The organism is Tychonema sp. LEGE 07196, from assembly GCF_963890365.1.
Classification (GTDB): Bacteria; Cyanobacteriota; Cyanobacteriia; order Cyanobacteriales; family Microcoleaceae; genus Microcoleus.
In genome coordinates this window covers 17,547-36,219 of sequence record NZ_CAWPRX010000214.1, presented here as the reverse complement: position 1 = coordinate 36,219, position 18,673 = coordinate 17,547, and the positions used below count along the sequence as shown (strand labels likewise).

Genomic DNA, 18,673 nt, shown 5'->3' with positions numbered 1-18,673 from the left:
CCCCATGCCCCATGCCCAATCTAAAATCTAAAATCCCATGACACCTTCTACTCCCACTCTGTCAACACTTGCTGCACCTCAAATCTGGATGTGGAAAGGTTTTCCGATTTGCTACCAGGCTGCGGGAACCGAGGGCCCTGCGGTGGTGTTTGTTCACGGTTTTGGCGCGTCTTGGGGCCACTGGCGCAAGAATTTGCCTGTGTTGGCTGCTGATTGTCGCTGTTACGCGATCGACCTCATCGGTTTTGGCGGTTCTGCTAAGCCCGCGCCCAAGCTTGAGATTGACTATACTTTTGAAACTTGGGGTGAGTTAATTGCTGATTTTTGTCGGGAAGTTGCGGGCGGGCCGGCTTTTTTGGTGGGAAATTCGATCGGCTGCGTGGCAATTATGCAAGCCGCTGTGGATTTTCCCGATATTGCTTCTGGCGTAATTTTACTCAATTGTTCCCTGCGCTTGCTGCACGATCGCAAGCGCGCCGAAATGCCTTGGTATCGCAGTTTTGGAGCGCCAATCGCACAAAAAGTTTTAAATGTCAAGTGGATAAGTCAATTATTTTTCAAACAATTAGCCACGCCAAAAACAGTCAAAAAAGTGCTTTTGCAAGCCTATCACCAGCCGGAAGCTGTCACCGACGAACTTGTAGAAATCTTGTTAAAACCAGCGCGAGATAGCGGCGCTGTGGATGTATTTGTGGCTTTTATCAGCTATTCTCAAGGGCCGCTACCGGAGGATTTGTTGCCGCGTTTGAGCTGTCCTGCTTTGATTTTGTGGGGCGCAAACGATCCTTGGGAGCCGATCGCCCTGGGGCGAGAATTGGCGAAGTTTCCGGCTGTTGAAAAGTTTATTGCTTTGGAGGGAGTGGGCCATTGTCCGCAGGATGAAGCGCCGGAATTGGTCAATCCTATTTTACTTGATTGGATTAAAGGGCGATCGGTATTTGCAGAAAATTAGAAATTAGGAGACGGCAGTGCCGTGTCCCTACAATATTATCTTGGGTAGGGAAACGGCACTGCCGTCTCCTCGGTATCATAAGTATTATTGAACCGCGAAGACGCGAAGAACACGAAGGAAGAAGTAGGAAGAAGAAATTAGGAGACGGCAGTGCCGTGTCCCTACAATATTATTTTGGGTAGGGAAACGGCACTGCCGTCTCCTCGGTATCATGTCTGAGTGCAGCCGGAATTGAGATTACACGAATATGAAACTATCAGGGGTAAAGCCGCCTTGAATCACTGCTATTTGGTCAGATGTACCAGCTAAATTGATGGAGTTACCAACAATGTTGTAGTTGGAAATACTTCCATGTAACTGAATGCGATCGATTCCCTGTTGGAAATCCTGAATTACTGCAACTCCTGTTCCTTGATAGTAGCTAATTGCGGCATCACCGAGAACAAAAACATCTCTACCCCTACCGCCAATCAGCACATCTGTTTCGTTGCTTCCCGGTGTAGCACTCGATGGATTGACTCCAATTAGGGTATCATTGCCACGTCCACCCGAAAGTGTGTCGTTACCCGCTCCTCCTATTAAAGAATTGTCTAGGTTATTGCCGGTAATCACATCTACATTGGGCGTGCCCGTGACATTCGCGAAATTCTCTACAGTAAAATTCAGAGTGCCGATACCGGGTAAATTGTTCACTGCTAAACTATTCTGCGACAAATTTGCATTAATAGAAGCTGTGCCGCTACCTGTGGAAGCATCGATGGTGTTAATCTGCCCTAAAGGAGCAATAATTTGCTCGATGCTTTGAAGGCTGTCTGTGCCGGCTGCGCCTTTGTCTACAATGCCTTTTGCCTCAAGGGTAATGCCATTTCCCAGGGAAAGATAGCTGATTGTATCCGTGCCTAATCCTCCAAGGATGCTATCAGTGCCGCTACTCCCTAGGATGAAGTTGTCTAAACTATCTCCGGTAATATTGTCGTTTCCTGCTGTGGTGTTGATACTGTTGGCTGGCGGTACTGGTGGAGTTGGGTTTTGGGGAGGTAGAGCAGAATTGGTAAGTTGTCCGCCTTGATTTGGAGGTGGAGGATTGCCCGGTGCACCTTGATTTGGAGGAGGAGGATTGCCCGGTGTACCTTGATTTGGAGGTGGAGGATTGCCCGGTACATTAATTGAATTAGGATTGCGAAATAGTGGTGGCATGGTGTAATTACCTCGATTAAGTTTCTAAGTTGAAAGCAGTTGTCAGGCTAAAGAAATGAATTCTCGATCGCCTTTTGCTTTAGTCGATACAATCATTAAGCTGGTTCAACATGACATTTATCTCTGTGCTGGGATTACAGTTTTGTAATCTGGGAAGTTAGGGTTTTTCGGAATTTTGGGGTATATTACGATCGCCCGATGGACGCGGTGGAATGCCCAAAACTTTAATCAACTGTGCTTCGGTAATACCCAACTTTTTCGCTGCACCGGCAATATCTAAAGGAGGAGGGGGCGGTGGGCCCGGCGGGCGATTATTTTCAGTTGGCGGTTCGGGCGGTTTGGCTGGTAGCCCCAATGCTTCGATTAACTCGGCTTCGGTGATTCCTAATTGTTTGGCCGCAGCGGTAAAATCTATACGGGGCGGATGTCTGCGCTGTCGATCGGGCGCGGGTTGGCTTTGGGCTAGCGGGATGTTAAAACTGACTGTAGTTCGATCGCGCAAAGTCAAGCTGCTCAATCCCAGCAGCAAAGCTGTAGCAGGTAATGCGAGTAGTGCAGGATTTTTCATGGTAGTTATAATTACCGATCGCCAAATAGTTGATAGCAGCATCAAACTACCCAAACATGACGGGGAACTCTGCTGATAGATTACAATTTTGTAATTTAATTAAATAAACAATCACTGTATAATCACAACGCATCGGTGAATTTATGAATGTTCTATACGTTGAAGATGAAGAAAAAATCGCTAATTTTGTTTGTATCGGCTTGAAAGAACAAGGCTTTGTTGTGGATTATTGCGATAATGGCAACGATGGCTACGGGCGGGCGATGGATAATCAGTACGATGCGATCGTGCTTGATATTGTTTTACCGGGAAAAGATGGATTGTCTATCCTCAAACTTTTGCGAAAAGCGGGGCGCAATGTACCTGTGATTTTATTGACGGCTCGCAATGAATTAGACGATCGCATTGAAGGCTTGCATCTCGGTGCTGATGATTATTTGGCTAAACCGTTTTTTGTTGAGGAGTTAGTTGCTCGGATTTATGCTGTTGTGCGGCGTGCTTCTGGAAGCGGGCAAAATATTCTGAGTGTTGGCCCTGTTAAACTCGATCGCATTCTCCGAGAAGTTACTTGCGATTCCCATACAGTCGAACTGACAACCCGCGAGTTTAATCTGTTGGAATATCTGATGCGATCGCCCGGTAGGGTACTCACCCGCACGCAAATTCTCGAACATATCTGGGGCTATGATTTTAATCCAAATACTAATGTGGTAGATGTCTGTATTCAACGCATTCGCAAGAAACTTGAACCCATCGGCGGTACGGGATGGGTTGAGAGCGTGCGCGGTGTTGGCTATCGGTTTCGCAAACCAGATTCCCCATCATGAAATTGCAATCTTTTCGCTTTCGGATTACTCTATTCTCTGCTGTTCTGGCAAGTATTTCTTTGATTGGCTTTAGTATTGTTTCGTGGTGGTTGATTTACGATGCTAAGGTAAAACGTCTTGATGCTGAAATTAAAAATCAGTTAATCCAATCTACTCGCCCGCAATCAACTCAATGGGATAATTATGCTAATTCTTTGCCATTGATTTTGGGCATGAATGGAGAAACTGCTGTGGTTTTGCTGGTGAATGATAGAGACGGTAATTTGCTCTATCAATCGAGGCAGTGGCAAGATGGAATTGATGCAAAATCACTGTGGCAATCGCTGCCTCAACCGCCTCCAGATCCTGCTGATAGAATACCTTTTGAATTAGAGCCTCCTCCTCCTCCTCCCAATGGAATTGATTCATTCTTACCGAGAGAAAGAAGACCTCCGCGCGATCGACCTCCTCAATTCGAACGCCCCGATTCACTCTCTCCGAGAGAAAGAAAACCTCCGCCTCCGCGCGATCGACCTCCTCAATTCAATCGCCCCGATTTTCTTCAAGTTTTTCAGACTCAGCTAGCAACGCAGCGTACTAGCACAACTGTTTGGCGTGTGGGTGCAATTCATTCTCCTCGGACTCAAATAGCAATCGCTGTTAACTTACAGGCGATCGATCTCGAAATGACATCGATTCGCAATATCTTTCTAATTTCTATTCCCGCAGTGCTGTTATTCGTAGCAGGTGGAGCGTGGGTGATATCGCGGAGTATTCTGTATCCGATTGGGCGACTCACGATGGCTATTCGCAATGTTACCGTACAAGGACTAGATCGGCGCGTCCCTGTTGGTTCGACGGATATTGAATTTTTAGAATTAATTTCTGTGTTCAATCAGATGTTAGAACGTCTGGAACGCAGTTTTCAGCAAGCTTCTCGTTTTAGTGGAGATGCTGCTCACGAATTAAAGACTCCCCTGGCAATTTTGCAAGGGCAAATAGAACTGGCTTTGCATCAAGTTGAATCTGGTTCTCAAGTGCAGCAAACTATAAGTAATTTATTGGATGAAGTGCACCGCTTGAGTGAAATCACCCGCAAACTTCTTTTACTTTCTCTAGCCGATGCCGGACGTATGGGTTTACATTTGGTTGAGGTGAATGTGTCGGCTTTGCTATCGGAAATTTCCGAAGATATGGAACTGTTAGCACCACATTTAGATGTGGAAATGGAAATTGCTCCTAATTTATATATACAGGGCGATCGCGATTTGCTGGTGCAGGTTTTGCAAAATCTAGTTGGGAATGCTATTAAATATAATTTACCGAAGGGTTGGCTCCGATTACAAGCCCAGCGTCACGAAAAAAGAGTAATTGTGAAAATTGTCAATAGTTCTCAAGATATTTCTTTAAGCGAGCGCAAGCTAATTTTTGAGCGCTTCCATCGCGGCGACTCCAGTCAAATCCAAAAAATAGAAGGATCGGGATTGGGGCTAAGTTTAGCAAGGGAAATCGCACGGGCCCACGGCGGCGATATTCAACTAGATGCTGCAATCCTGGGTCAAACAGGGTTTATACTGAGTTTACCTGTGGGCGATCGCGATTAACCCGATCGATGATATGGTTGCGGTTGTTTTGACTTTAACTGAGCGATCGGGTTAATTTACAATTGAGAGTTTTTAGGAGTTGAAGTGGGAGCTATATTTGCGCGGTCTCGCCACAGCAACAACGGAATGCTTAACGTTCCTAAAATCATCACAACTCCCGTCAGAATCCAAACTAGCACGCGATTAGGGCGATAATCACTTCGCTCGATTTGCCAGAAAACTCGATTGTAACGCCATGCTGCTAAGGCTATGACTGCAATGCCAAAAACGACTAAACTCAGCCCTAAAGTTTCGGAGTTGAAGAAGGGAGGGGAGGAAACTTCTTGCTGAGTCACTGTAGCTTGAAATTGACGGAGAAATAAACTGAACCGAGCAATCGCAAACCCAAAACCAATTAAAGCGAGTGAAGTTCGCAACCATGCAAGAAAGGTGCGTTCATTTGCCTGATGTTCGCGCTGTCGGTCTATTTTAGCACCCTTGTTCATCAACTCTACCTTTATAAAATATCTTAAGCTTTCCCTCGTTGATTATTGTGTCAGTTTTGGTTGTGGAGGGAAGTATCGGTATTGCGATCGCGATTCATCATCACCCAAAAATATAGTATCAGTAAATCGACAAAAAAGCGCTCGCATCCTTATCTACCCACACAAAAAAATAGGACACAGCAGTGCTGCGTCCCTACAAATATCGAATTTAAAACCCAGTTTAAAAAGATTTCAATTCGCTTCCATACTTAGTTTTTTTGCTCAACCAATCCTTGCCCAATCTGATTGTCACATCCGACTGCAAAGAACCCGTACTCTCAACCAGCACATCTCCAAAACCCAAAGACTGTTGAATTGCTCGGGCACCTTTAATATCGCCGTCTTGAGCGACAATCGTGGTCTCTTCGAGCGGTTCTGGCCAAGCTTTATAAACCTGAACATTCCGATAGCCGGCGCGAGTCATAGTGTTGACAAAATCTTCAACAGCAGAGGGATCGCCCGTACTGTCTTGAACCGCCACCTTCAGAAAAGTCGCATCAGCATTCTCGATTGTCCAAGTATTTTGACCGAAGTCAAAATGCTCTGCCACCATAGTTTCGATCGCATTTTGGTCTGGCAACCAAAAACTTGCCTTATAGTCTCTAGGATCGCTGAATCTGCCGGGAACCATCAACATTTGCACGCTGGCGCGATCGGTTTGAGTAGCAAAACCAGCTAAAGCCACCAATTCTTCTATACTCAAATTTGTGTCGAGGTGAGACTGAATCACCGACAAAATCTTCGGCAAACGAGAAAGCAAACCTACATTAACTTCCTGTTCCACAAAAGCCCGCATCAACAATTGCTGGCGCTGCACCCGCCCAATATCGCCCAAATCGTCGTGCCGGTAAAGCAAATATTGCACGATTTGTTCGCCGTTGAGAAGCTGCTTCCCAGCCTTTAAATCTATATATAAATGTTGGCTTTCATCGGTATACTTCATGTCTTTAGGGACATTAATAGTAATGCCACCCAGTGCATCTACCAAGCTTTTGATGCCTTGAATATTGACTGTGACATAACGGTCAATTCCCACGCCGCCCAAGAGTCCGCTGACTGATTTAGCTGACGAAGCCGGGCCACCGTAGTAATTAGCTTCGTTGATTTTCACTTCACCCCTACCTTCAACATAGGTGCGGGTGTCACGGGGAATCGAAAGCACGCTTAATCTTTTATTTTGAGGGTCAAACCTCACCAATAGCATGGTATCGGTTAACCCCTTAAAAGAGTTTTGCCAGACATCGTATCCCTGTTCCTTGTCGGGATGGCCGTCGAGGTCTGAACTCAGAACCTTAAGTCCTAAAACTAAAATATTAACTGGGCGAGTCAGTTCTGGCATCTTCATGTTGAGCTTTGCCATGTCGCCTTGAGAAAACACCGCCGCTTCTTCGGGAGTCAACTTTTGTTGCTGAAGCGGTGTTGTGGAAAGCGAGACGGCTAGCAGCGCTCCGGCGGTGGCTGAGAGCATGGCTACTCCAGCCAAACCAAAACCAAAGCCCAACCAACGGCCTCGATGCGGCTGGTTCGATTTTTTGGTTGCAGGTTGAGCGGTTGATTGTTGGATAGGGTCTTGATTAGGAGTTTTTTGAACTGGCACTGGCTTCCTCACAGACAACAAAAATAAAAAAACATCGCGGAAATATGTAGTATCAAGCGGAAACTGCACTCAATCAATAGGGTCGGGCTTCAAAGAACCCTAAATTATGATAAATGTTTGCCGACCACTTGCTCGGCCACGCGGCTTATTCCGGGCAACCATAGCGGTTGACGCTTCCAGAGACGAACCATCAGTCCCACAGAAACGATAAAATAACTGGTTGTTAGCAGGCTACTCATTAATAACATGGTAAGTGTCGGAGATTCCGCAGAAATCGCTGCACCTTCTAAAAGAATATGTCCTAGGAGCCAACTAAAAGCAAGGGCAATTGCCAAGCGGCTGACGGCTTTGCGTTCGGGGCTGCCCTGACGCCGGTAAAGATTCCACAGGGCGGGGAAAAAGCCGATGACTGGGATCATTAATACAAACAGACTTGCCCGATCGAGTTCAGGATTGTCTAAGGGATGTGTATTTTTCATAATTTGCATTCAAAATTTACAGGAGGTCTAGTTTTGCACAAAATTTATTGGTTTGACAGAAAATTGAGCTCGCAGACCAAAATTCGCAGCAGGGCCGGTTTTGCACAAACGTTGTCTGTCAGAGGCAAAATTTTTCGGTGATTGCTGGCAGTCGATCGCCCGATCGCAACTTTTCGACCCACAGAGCCGTATTTTGATAAACTGGATACAGCACCGCAGACAGGAGAACAGACTTAGCCATGACCAAATCTCAAAAACCGATCGTTATTTCTCCATCAATATTATCAGCCGATTTTAGCCGTCTCGGAGAAGAGATTCAGGCGGTCGATCGAGCTGGGGCTGACTGGATTCACGTAGATGTGATGGACGGTCGCTTTGTTCCTAATATTACTATCGGGCCGATGATTGTCGAAGCAATTCGTCCCGTTACTACCAAGATAATAGATGTCCACCTGATGATTGTGGAGCCGGAGAAATACGTCGAAGACTTTGCTAAGGCTGGTGCGGACATTATTTCCGTTCACGCCGAGCACAATGCTTCGCCTCACTTGCACCGCACCCTAGGTCAAATTCGGGAATTGGGCAAGCAGGCTGGTGTGGTGCTGAATCCTTCGACACCCCTAGAGTTGATCGAGTACGTGCTGGAACTTTGCGATTTGGTGCTGATTATGAGCGTGAATCCGGGCTTTGGCGGTCAAAGTTTTATCCCGGCGGTGCTGCCGAAAATTCGCCAGTTGCGCCAAATGTGCGATGAGAAGGGCCTCGATCCTTGGATTGAGGTGGATGGCGGTTTGAAGACGAACAATACTTGGCAGGTTCTGGAAGCGGGCGCAAATGCGATCGTCGCGGGTTCTGCTGTGTTTAAGGCGAAGGATTACGCAAGCGCGATCGAGGGTATCCGCAACAGCAAGCGCCCGACTCCTGAATTGGCTGCTGTTTAGTTGAAAATGCGATCGCATCCGATGAATTAGTAATAGACTTTTCCCAAAATTATCGCTTCACAGGCAGGATGCTTGTGAAGCGATAATTATTAGAGAGAACTGTTTTGGTCTATCGATCTCAAATATTGATCTGAGATGATGCAAGTCCTCAAAATATCAAGAGCTAACCCGCAACGTCAGGCGCACTGTATTCCCAATTGGGTGAGGAATGCGCCAGCTCAAAAGCCATTTTTTAATCGTTTTGAGCAACTCCACATCTGCCAAAGTCGAAGCATCGGTATCTACGACTATGCGCGTGAGGCGAACTTTATCGAAGACAAGTTCCAAAACCAGTTCGCCGTTTATACCGGGCGGGACAATCCGGGTTTCCAAGTATTCGTTTAAACTATCGATCGCCCATTCATCCAACCCCGCAGCGCTAACGACTTCTACAGGTGATGTGCTGCGCGGGCGGGCCGGTGCGATCGGGGCGCTGGCTGGTGCGGGCAATGGATACACCCGTTTTTCTAGGCGATTAAATGTGATGCCGCGTTCTAATTCTTGTTCTTGTTCCATCCAGTCTGTGCAGCCATTATCTTCTACATAGCCTGTGCCACCAAATACGCCCTCATATTCCACCGCTTCCGGCATTTCTACAGGCACGTTCATCGAGATGGATTCGGTGCCCGGTTCAACGCGGACATCATCGCTGACAGCCACGAAAGCCGTGTACTGCGACAGAAGCTGATAGGTTAGCGCCGTTTCTGTCACTTTTTCCACCTCCACCTTGGTTTCGTACTGCACCATCTGATTCATCAAATCTTTGATGCGATGCCGCCCCCAAAGCTTGGCAACTGCCGGATTTCCAGGATCGGTAAAGTTCATTTCGTAGGTTTGGACGTACTGGTGTCCGCCTGCACTAACCCCTTTAATATGAAGCGTTCCAGCTTGGCGATCGCCCTTTTTTCCAAATAGAACCAGAGGCTGTTCTGCAAACAAATCCGGCGCAACTGACGGATAAATTACCGGATTTTCGCCCTCTCCCTGCCAAGTAATTTCTAGATTTATTAACACCGGATTGTTGATTTGTTGGAAGAACTTTTCCACAAATTTATTAACTGGTTCATCGTGGGTGACAATGCGGGAGATCCCCCGTCCAATTTCTGCAATGCGATCGAGCAAAAAGCGATTAACGGAACTCCCCGCACCAAAACTGTACAGGCGATTCCCCGATTTGAGATGCTGCTGTACTTCGGCGAAAATCTCGTTTTCGTTGCCGATGTAACCGTCGCTGAGCAATACCACAGTCCGCAAGCGCCCGGATGGTGCTGGAAAATCGATCGCAGCCCGAATCCCGCCCAACATTTCCGTACAATCCTCAGCGTGGAGTTTGTTGATATATTCGATCGCCTTTTGTCGATTTTCTGCTGTATTCGGTAGCGGTTGTTTGGAAAGTTGGCGCACTTTGTCGGAAAAATCCAAAATCGAGAAAGTATCCGCTGGATTCAATCCGTTAATAAATTGCCGCAACAATGCCTGACATTGCTCCAAAGGCGCACCGGATTGCGAACCGGAAGTATCGACTAAAAATACGACATCTTTCGGAACAATTTCATCAGTTTTGTACTCGATCGCCGGAATTAAGTAAATAGCAAAATGTCCGCCGCGATCGTCCGCTTGAGTTAATACCGTCGATTGAGTTTCTCGACCAGAAATTTGATAGCGAACAATCAAATCTTTGTTGGGAATTGTATCTGAATTACCCAACTGAACGCGCACCATTAGCCCATTTTTTTGCTCGCTGGCGGAGGAAGATTGGGGTGAGTCGAAATATTCGATACGCAGTTGATGGGATGGGGAATTGACGTTACGAATCGGTACGCCCGCTGCAATTTCCAGCGTCACGCCGATATCATGTCCCGATCGCATTCCCGGTGGCAAAATCGGGGCATTCAGCCGATCCGCATCGGGAACAATATCGGTAGACGAATTAACTGTCATTGGGGCTGGGGCGCTACCGCTGGCTGCAGTTTCATCCAGTGGCGTACCGGGAATATATCGCGGCCCGACAACCATCGGAAAAACAAATTCATAATCCCCAGCTATAAATTTCAAGCTGTCTGTATAGCGAATCGTGACCTCGATTTCTTCACCCGGTTTGATGTTGGCGAGGGACTGGGTGAAAATATTATCTCGCTCTTGTTCCAACAAACCCGCTGTCCGCCCTTCTTGTTTGGCTTGTTGGTAAATTCGCTGTGCTTCTTCGCGTTTTTTGATGCTGCCTTTAATGGTCTTATCGCCGATTTTAATTTCCATCTCATCAACCGCTGCTTCGGCAGGTAGCGGGAAAATGTAGACGGCTTCCAGCGGCTTGGTGAAAGGATTTTCAAATTTTTGCGAGACTTCAACCCGCGATAGATTTCCGGCTATTTGGGCTAGGACTTCTGTATGTCTCAGGGGAAAAACGAGTTGTTTTCCTTCGGGGGAACGCACGTACAATCCACTGGTGCGATCGGTTAAAGATGCCAAGGGTGTCATGAGGTTGTTCCTCCATCACTGATATATAGCGGTTATCAAGCGTGGTGAGGTATGTCCTATGCCCGGTTTGGCCGATCCCAGATAGTACCTCATCTTTCCGAGAAAGGCTATATTATAACATCATACAAACAGTAATGCTCAGTTGCGATCGACTTAAACTGCCAGTCAAACCGCAGCATTACTGTTGGCTGGTGCGATCGTAATAATGCCCATTTGCCAAATTCAATCGCAGCGTTTCTGTCAACTCCGGTTGCACTTTTTTGCGATATAGAGGAGACGGCAATGCCCTGTCCCTACCGCCAGATTAATTGTAGGGACACCGCAGGTGCAGTGTCCTCATTTCGGATAATATTAATTCCGATGCAACCGGAAATGAGATTGATTATTTCGAGACATTCGCGAGAATGTTTTCCATCTCAGAAAGCTCGACAGCCCCGGAGAAAGTTTGGCCGTTCATGATAAAGAACGGAGTGCCTTCAATGCCAAGTTGTTTAGCCAGTTGCACGTCTTTTCCAATGGCGGCTTCGGCGGCGGGACTGTTGCGATCGGTGTTGAATTTATCTAATTTTAGATTGAGCTTTTGGGCGATCGATCCGTAAAATTCTTCGCCTAAGTCTTTCTGCCCTTCAAACAAAGCATTGTAATATTCCCAGAATTTGCCCTGCTGCTGGGCTGCCCAAGCTGCTTTAGCCGCTGGCAGCGCTTGAGGGTGAATTGAAGTCAAGGGAAAATGCTTGTAGGCTAAAGTAACTTTGTCCTGGTGTTTGGCCATAAACTGCTTGACAGTCTCGTGAGCCTTCGCGCAAAACGGACATTGAAAGTCAGAGAATTCTAAAAGTACAATCTGCTGCGCCGCCGAGCCCGTGGTAGGAGCATCCCCGATCGCAGATTTGGGATTAGTTTTCATCGCCTGCAAAAAAGACTCCTGTGCAGCTTTGAGAGACTGCTGCTGCTCTTGCTGGTACGCTTGTACCGAATCTAAAATTGCTTGGGGGTTTTCGCGGATCACCTGCAAGACTTGCTCTTTAAACTTGGGATCGACTGAATTGCCAGCCGCTGACTGGGCGGGGGAACAACCGATAAATACCAGGCAACCTGCCAGCAGTGCAGCGAAGCAGAAGGCTTGCTGGCTGCGGAGTTTTCGCCAAATAGTGGATAAGTTCATCTTTTTTTTTCTGATTCAAGGCAACACTTAATCCTACATTCTATTTTGCGGAGTGTCAGGTAGAGCCTTCCTCAAAAAGGCGAGCCATCCATCGATTTTAGATACTTCGGCTTGTTTCCGATACGCTGGCTCACAAGTCGCTCAGTACGAGTTTTAAATTTTAAATCTTAGATTGAATAATTGGGGAATTGAAGAAGTTATCGATTGAATAATTGAAGAATTTAATAATTGAGGTAGCGCTGAGCGCCATCAAAAAGGCTCGATGTTCGGACTTCAGTTTTTTTCCAACAAAAAATGACTAAAGTCCGAACATCAAACGCCATTAAAAAAGGTTTGATGTTCGGACTTCAGTTTTTCCTTAACTATTTGCGACTGTTGAGCCATTTAGCAGCAACTATTCCCAAAATACCCACTACAACTGGATTCCCCAAAAACTTCATCAAACCAGGTTCTTGGGCGAGCACATCTCGGAAAATATCCGGGTGATTGTGATAGGTAAACGAGGCCAGCTTGGTAACATCGTCAGCATTCATGCGACTGGCGTGGTGAGTAGAAAGTCCTAATTGCTTTTCCAATTGGCGATCGTTCAATCCTCTCTTGTCCAACTGCTTGAGGAATTCGCGAGCCACATCATCGCGTTCCTTTGGCTTAATTTGGGCGATCGCCTTTTGCAATTCTGGTTCCAACTGCGCCGGCGGTAGCGAGTCGTGATTCAGAGAACGCCCGAATAATTGTTTGCGCTGATCCGGAGAAGTTCTCTGAGCAAAATCGTCAAAATTTTCGTACTCTTCACCGGTTGTCTCCGGCATCACTTCTTTATTCCCCTGAGCCAAATCCTTCATGATTTGACTCTTATAGTTATCGCTGCTACTCATGGTATCTTTTCCCAAATCTACACAACTGTTATGTTTCAAATTTCGATGATTTCGCCAGCCCAAAATTCCAAAATGTTATTAAAGCTACGCGCTCATTTAAACTTTGTTGCCAAATCAAGAATTGTATTCAATTTGATTTGATTGCTGGTCGTACTTCGCTGTCAAAATTAGCTTTTTATCAGGAGCATAAATCAAAACACTTACATCCTGGTTGGGAAAATTGCGGTGAAAACCTTGAGCTAAAGACTTCGCCAAATCTTTCACTTCGTTAGGGCGGACTTGCGGAGTAATTACAACTCCCAACTTATTATTGTCACGCACGTAAGCATCCTGAACTAAGCCTTGAGCAGTCTTTGTTACCCATTGACCAAAGTCTTGACCTGCAGCGGTATTGCCGCGTTCTAGCTGCGCGTAATAACCCTGACTGCCGCCAATTGCTACAGGTACATTAGTCGGTTGTTGGGCGGAAACGCTGGGGGCGCAGGCTGTCGTCACAGCCAGCATTAAAACCAACATTAGACCCGCAATTATTTTTCGACTCTGCTGCAATAAACTCACCTTTTTTCCTCCGGTATGAAAACAGTTTTAATATTTGAGAGGGTCAGCTTTATCGACCCTCTCAATTAGTATTAGAATCAGTCTAATTTCTTTTTGACTTCATCTTTCACATCTTCGACTGCGTGACGAGCTTGTGCTTCTGTTTGCTTCGCTTTGCCTTCAGCTTTATCCTTGGGGTCGCCAGTAACATTGCCTAGGGCTTCTTGAGCTTTGCCTTCGATGTTTTTGCCAGTTGCCTTTGCTTTATCTTCAAGACTCATTTGTTTTTCCTTATCTGTATCTAGTTTTACACTTTCTACTTATTATCATAGGGAACAACCAGCTCGGTTGCACTCTACCTGTAGGAAGAACGTTTGGTGTACTCGGAGTGTACAGAATCTCATGGAGGTCAGGAATAGGGAATAGGGAATTAGGAATAGGGAATTAGAAAAAATTGTTCTTGAATTGAGGATAGACAGCGACTTTGGTGCTGACGGTTTTTTGACCTAAATTGCTAGCTGCAACAAAGGAAGTGTAGTATCGCACAAAAAGCTCGGCGCAAAGCTATTTGTGCACCGAGAACAGGATTATTTTAAACTCAAAGAATGGAAAGTTTTAAATTTATCTTGAATAGTGCCGACTTTTATTTAACTTCAAAAAGCGGGTGCGGGCAAGACCGTATCTTACCCACACCCTCTAAACATTGGCATTAGTTTTAATCTGGCGTATGGTGACATTCTGTATCTATTTTGTGCTGCAGTTCTTCTTTTAACTGTTCGACAGCGCGCATAGTTTCAGCTTTGTGTTGTTTCTCCTCGCCGAGGGCTTTTTCTGTTTCCTCGCCGAGCAATGTTTCTCTGGATTTTGGTAGCGTGACTTGTAGGTCGCTGACCCTGTTGGTTGCGTTTGGTTCAATATTCATTAGTTTTCACCCAACTATTTGCAAAAGTTATTTTTAAGAAGGTTACTTATAGAGTCAACCTTAGATTTATCCTAAGCGCGATCGCAGAGACTTTCCTCTGCCTGAAGGGAGATTAGGGCTGGGGAATAGTTTTGAGTTTTTATTTCTTAATCTAATAGTTAGAGAAATCAGGGAAACTAGAATCGGCCGCAAGAGAGATATAGCCTTTTGAGTTCTCCTATGAGGTACTATCCGGCATAGGGCATAGCGCATACCTCACTTTTTTGAAAACCGCTATATAGCAGTTAGAGCTCTCATATGAGGTATCGAAAATCGCCCAATTGCCCAATCTCCCAATCTATAATCTAAAATCTAAAACTCGTACGCTCCCGGCTTGTGAGCCAGCGTAGCCGAAGCAAGCCGAAGTATGTAAAATCGATCGCTCTTCACCTTTTTGAGAAAGGCTATAGGGGAAGGGGAATAGTGCTTGAGTGCGTGAGATTGCTTTGTGACTCGCGCGTGGGAGTGCGGGAAGTGCGGGGAGTGTGGGGGAGTGCGGGGGTATGGCGCATTTATGGACTTGTGTCGTTTGTTTGATGAGGCGGTTTCGACATCGGGACAAAATGAAGAGAGAAATAGGCGACAGATTGGTGCAGACTGAGGTCAAGGCGATCGAGTTTGACCGTTAAAATCAACAGGGTGCGGCAATTCCCAAGTTTTGTGGCGATCGCCCGAACAAATCTGCTAAACAGGAGTTAGCATCAAGGCTGACTTCCAGCAGGATCGAACTAAAATTTCTGTTATTAGTAAAAAGTATCTAAAACCCTATGGGAGCAAGCAGCAGTAACCCTCTCGAAGCAGCAGGCCTAATTCGTGAGCCGATAAAAATAGGCGTGCTGCATTCGCTCACGGGCACGATGTCGATCAGCGAAATTTCTGTTAAAGACGCGACGCTGTTGGCCGTTGAGGAAATTAACGCGGCCGGAGGAGTGCTCGGACGCCCCTTGGAAGCGGTGATAGAAGATGGAGCCAGCGATTTGCAAACTTTTGCTCAAAAAGCTAAGCAATTGCTCCAAGAAGCGCAGGTGGCGGTGGTATTTGGCTGTTGGACTTCGGCGAGTCGGAAAGCTGTACTGCCGGCTTTTGAGCAATATGGCGGGTTGCTGTTTTATCCGGTGCAGTATGAAGGGCTAGAACAGTGTCCGAATGTTTTTTATACTGGTGCTGCGCCAAACCAACAGATTGTACCTGGGGTGAATTACTTACTCGCACAGGGGAAGCGGAAAATTTTTCTGTTGGGTTCGGATTATATCTTTCCCCGCACGGCAAATATGATTGTGAAAGCTCAACTGGCGGCACTCGGGGGAGAGTTGGCGGGGGAAATGTATCTGCCGCTTGGTTCGAGGAAGGTGGATGAGGCGATCGCACATATCTTAGCAGTGAAACCGGATGCGATTCTCAATACTCTTAACGGCGACAGCAATGTGGCTTTTTTCCAAAAGTTGCGGGAAGCTGGCTTGAAACCGGAAAACTTGCTGGTGATGTCGGCGAGCATAGCAGAAGAGGAAGTGCGGGCGATCGGGTATCAAAATATTGCCGGACATTTGGTAGTTTGGAATTATTTTCAAACCGTAGATACACCCAAAAATAAGAAATTTGTCAAGGCTTATAAAGCTCGATACGGGAAAAATAGAGTGACGGACGATCCGATAGAAGCGGCTTATTTTGGCGTTTATCTCTGGAAACAAGCAGTAGAAAAAGCTGGTTCGACAGATGCAGTTAAAGTCAGGGAGGCTGCTAAAAATATTGAGTTTGCCGCGCCTTCGGGCAAGGTAAAAATAGATGCCAAAACGCAGCATACCTGGAAAACTGCTCGGATTGGCAAGGTGCGATCGGACGGTCAAATTGAGGAAATTTGGAATTCCGGCGCGCCGCTGGTGCCCGATCCTTTTCTGAAAGACTATCCTTGGGCGGCAGCCCTTGCTCCGAGGCGGATTTCTGTGGGAACTCGGGCTTCTTTGATCGGGCTGTTTGCGATCTTGGTACTGATAACTTGGATGGCGGCGGGAGTCGGGTGGATGGGGGCCGTGCAGATGAAGAACTATCTGGTGGCAATAGAGGCTGCTTCTGCGGCGGCGGGGGTTTCTGAGTCAGCAATGACGGTGCTGGTACAGCAAACTCTGTTGGTGGCGAGCCGCACTCAGCACTGGCTGCTGGGGACTTTGGTTTTGAGTTCGATCGCGGGGATAGTTGCTTGTGTTTCGGTGTCGGGGATTATTCGGAATCTCGGCTTGCTCAGGGAAGCAGCCCAACTGATGGCGAGCGGTGATTTGACGGCTCGATCGCCTGTGGTGTCTAATGATGCGATCGGGGTGCTATCTTCTACTCTCAATACAATGGCTCAGCAAATTAACAGTTTGCTCAAGGGTTTGGAAGTACGGCAGCGGCAGCTAGAGGAGCGATCGCGCGAATTGGAAGTTGCTAAGAACTCTGCTGAAGCTGCCAACCGGGCGAAAAGCACATTTTTGGCAAATATGACTCACGAGTTGCGGACGCCCCTGAATGCGATTATTGGCTACAGCGAGCTGTTGCAAGAAGAGGCGATCGAACTAGGGGAAGAAGAGTTTGTGATGGATTTGGCAAGCATTAATCTTGCAGGCAAACAGTTGCTAAATATTATTAGCGATATCCTTGATATTTCTAAAATTGAAGCAGGAAAGATGACTCTTTTTCTGGAAACTTTCGATGTGTGGAAGTTGATCGAGCAGGTTGTGACTACGGTTCAACCGCTGGTGGGGAAAAATGGCAACACTTTGATCGTCAATTGCGATCGCGATATTGGCACGATCTATTCTGATTCCTCGAAGCTGCGACAAGCGCTGTTGAATTTGACGAGCAATGCTGCTAAGTTTACCGATCGAGGGAAAATTACAATTAATGTTTGGAAGGAAGAAGAATGGGAAGTTTTGCCTCCTGATAATTCTGAAGGACTTTCTATCGTGAACTCTGGGTGTCAAAATTCTGCGATCGTGTTTCAAGTCACCGATACTGGCATCGGGCTGACTGACGATCAGTTGTCGAGGTTGTTCGGGGCTTTCTCCCAAGCCGATGATTCTACTAATCGCAGGTACGGTGGCACCGGTTTGGGGCTGACAATTAGCCGGAAGTTTTGCCAGATGATGGGCGGGGATATTACGGTTGAGAGCGAGTTTGATTGCGGTTCTACTTTTACGATCCGGTTGCCGGTTGCGGTTAAAAGTCAGAAAGAAGCCCAAGACGATGAATCGCTGCCGGAAACAACGGACAAATTGGGGCCGCAACCCTTGGAATTGCCGGATGCTGCTATTGTGCTGGTGATTGACGACGATCCCGACGCCCGGGATTTAATCACTCGCTGTTTGTCGAAAGAGGGATTTGAGGTGCGATCGTCAGCTAGCGGTGAAGCTGGGCTTGAGTTGGCAAAGGAGTTGCTACCGGATGCGATTACTCTGGACGTAATGATGCCGAGTATGGACGGCTGGGCGGTGCTGTCTGCATTAAAAGCAGATCCTGATTTAGCGGATATTCCGGTAATTATGTTGACTTTTTTGGACGACAAAAATCAGGGTTTGGAATTAGGAGCGGCGGAGTATTTAAGGAAGCCTGTAGATTACAAGCACTTTGCTGATTTGTTGAGTAAATATCAGCGTCCGCGAAATTAGCGATCGGTCAATCGATTTTAGATTTGAGATTTTAGATTTTAGATTGAAGCATTGACCCCACGGATAAATTCGGGGGGCAAGTTTCATCGGATACAGGTTTTTTATTTCTCCACGGATGAATGCGGGGGCTTGTATCCTGGATGCTTTCGGTCATATCATGCCTGATCGATTACCATAATAAAAACGGTTCGTAGTGCGGACTTGCAGAGGCTCCAATTTGCGGACGCCAGAACTCCATCACAAAAACCGTTCGTAGTGCGGACTTGCATACGCTCTTAAACAGCGGACTTGCATACGCACTACGAACCT

17 protein-coding genes are annotated in these 18,673 nt (G+C 46.7%); 5 read left to right on the top strand and 12 right to left on the bottom strand.

All coding sequences use genetic code 11. From position 1 onward, the window contains the following. Nucleotides 1-37: 37 nt before the first annotated feature. Entirely contained in the window at nt 38-952 is a 915-nt protein-coding gene (locus tag AACV78_RS27505) for an alpha/beta fold hydrolase (RefSeq protein ID WP_194009665.1), read from the top strand. Nucleotides 953-1,189: 237 nt separating this feature from the next. Here the strand turns inward: AACV78_RS27505 and AACV78_RS27500 are convergent, their stop codons facing one another. Both AACV78_RS27500 and AACV78_RS27495 read right to left on the bottom strand, forming a co-directional pair. Further along, on the bottom strand, nt 1,190-2,149 hold the full coding sequence (locus tag AACV78_RS27500; protein ID WP_194009666.1) for a calcium-binding protein: 960 nt from the start codon (nt 2,147-2,149) through the stop codon (nt 1,190-1,192). A 157-nt stretch (nt 2,150-2,306) separates the two neighbouring features. Further along, nucleotides 2,307-2,759 (bottom strand): hypothetical protein, encoded by a 453-nt coding sequence (locus AACV78_RS27495; protein WP_194009667.1) that lies wholly within the window; start codon nt 2,757-2,759, stop codon nt 2,307-2,309. Between the two features lie 101 nt (nt 2,760-2,860). Here AACV78_RS27495 and AACV78_RS27490 point away from each other — a divergent pair, with 101 nt between their 5' ends. Together AACV78_RS27490 and AACV78_RS27485 are read left to right on the top strand one after the other, a co-directional pair. Then, nucleotides 2,861-3,544 carry a response regulator transcription factor gene (locus AACV78_RS27490; protein WP_194009668.1) on the top strand — a complete coding sequence of 228 codons (684 nt, stop codon included), beginning with the start codon at nt 2,861-2,863 and terminating at the stop codon, nt 3,542-3,544. Then, nucleotides 3,541-5,127 (top strand): ATP-binding protein, encoded by a 1,587-nt coding sequence (locus tag AACV78_RS27485; RefSeq protein WP_194009669.1) that lies wholly within the window; start codon nt 3,541-3,543, stop codon nt 5,125-5,127. Before AACV78_RS27490 ends, AACV78_RS27485 begins: the two co-directional genes overlap by 4 nt. Before the next feature lie 56 nt (nt 5,128-5,183). On the opposite strand, the gene AACV78_RS27480 is transcribed toward AACV78_RS27485, so the two are convergent. The 4 genes from AACV78_RS27480 to AACV78_RS27465 form a co-directional block, all read right to left on the bottom strand. Then, the gene (locus AACV78_RS27480; protein ID WP_194009670.1) at nt 5,184-5,612 is read right to left on the bottom strand and encodes a YidH family protein; all 429 of its coding nucleotides are present in this window, start codon (nt 5,610-5,612) and stop codon (nt 5,184-5,186) included. 220 nt (nt 5,613-5,832) lie between these two features. Beyond that, a complete protein-coding gene (locus AACV78_RS27475; protein WP_194009671.1) occupies nt 5,833-7,248 on the bottom strand; it encodes an LCP family glycopolymer transferase in 1,416 nt (471 codons plus the stop codon). A gap of 104 nt (nt 7,249-7,352) precedes the next feature. Beyond that, nucleotides 7,353-7,727 carry a hypothetical protein gene (locus AACV78_RS27470; RefSeq protein ID WP_194009672.1) on the bottom strand — a complete coding sequence of 125 codons (375 nt, stop codon included), beginning with the start codon at nt 7,725-7,727 and terminating at the stop codon, nt 7,353-7,355. Between the two features lie 118 nt (nt 7,728-7,845). Beyond that, nucleotides 7,846-7,968, bottom strand: coding sequence for a hypothetical protein (locus AACV78_RS27465; RefSeq protein ID WP_255512947.1), 123 nt, complete (start codon nt 7,966-7,968; stop codon nt 7,846-7,848). On the opposite strand from AACV78_RS27465, the gene rpe reads away from it, so the two are divergent. Further along, a complete protein-coding gene (rpe, locus tag AACV78_RS27460) occupies nt 7,967-8,668 on the top strand; it encodes a ribulose-phosphate 3-epimerase (RefSeq protein ID WP_194009673.1) in 702 nt (233 codons plus the stop codon). The genes AACV78_RS27465 and rpe overlap by 2 nt on opposite strands. Before the next feature lie 156 nt (nt 8,669-8,824). On the opposite strand, the gene AACV78_RS27455 is transcribed toward rpe, so the two are convergent. The 6 genes from AACV78_RS27455 to AACV78_RS27430 form a co-directional block, all read right to left on the bottom strand. Further along, the gene (locus tag AACV78_RS27455) at nt 8,825-11,185 is read right to left on the bottom strand and encodes a VIT domain-containing protein (RefSeq protein WP_194009674.1); all 2,361 of its coding nucleotides are present in this window, start codon (nt 11,183-11,185) and stop codon (nt 8,825-8,827) included. 382 nt (nt 11,186-11,567) lie between these two features. Further along, on the bottom strand, nt 11,568-12,350 hold the full coding sequence (locus tag AACV78_RS27450; protein WP_194009675.1) for a DsbA family protein: 783 nt from the start codon (nt 12,348-12,350) through the stop codon (nt 11,568-11,570). Nucleotides 12,351-12,712: 362 nt separating this feature from the next. Next, a complete protein-coding gene (locus AACV78_RS27445; protein ID WP_194009676.1) occupies nt 12,713-13,225 on the bottom strand; it encodes a hypothetical protein in 513 nt (170 codons plus the stop codon). Between the two features lie 114 nt (nt 13,226-13,339). Next, complete coding sequence (locus AACV78_RS27440) at nt 13,340-13,783, bottom strand: hypothetical protein (RefSeq protein WP_194009677.1); 444 nt, start codon at nt 13,781-13,783, stop codon at nt 13,340-13,342. A gap of 77 nt (nt 13,784-13,860) precedes the next feature. Beyond that, a complete protein-coding gene (locus tag AACV78_RS27435; protein ID WP_194009678.1) occupies nt 13,861-14,043 on the bottom strand; it encodes a CsbD family protein in 183 nt (60 codons plus the stop codon). A gap of 434 nt (nt 14,044-14,477) precedes the next feature. Beyond that, a complete protein-coding gene (locus AACV78_RS27430) occupies nt 14,478-14,684 on the bottom strand; it encodes a hypothetical protein (RefSeq protein ID WP_194009679.1) in 207 nt (68 codons plus the stop codon). Nucleotides 14,685-15,490: 806 nt separating this feature from the next. Between AACV78_RS27430 and urtA the strand changes: the two genes are divergently transcribed. Then, nucleotides 15,491-18,364: an urea ABC transporter substrate-binding protein gene (gene urtA, locus AACV78_RS27425; protein WP_194009680.1), complete on the top strand. Its 2,874-nt coding sequence runs from the start codon at nt 15,491-15,493 to the stop codon at nt 18,362-18,364. Nucleotides 18,365-18,673: the final 309 nt, after the last annotated feature.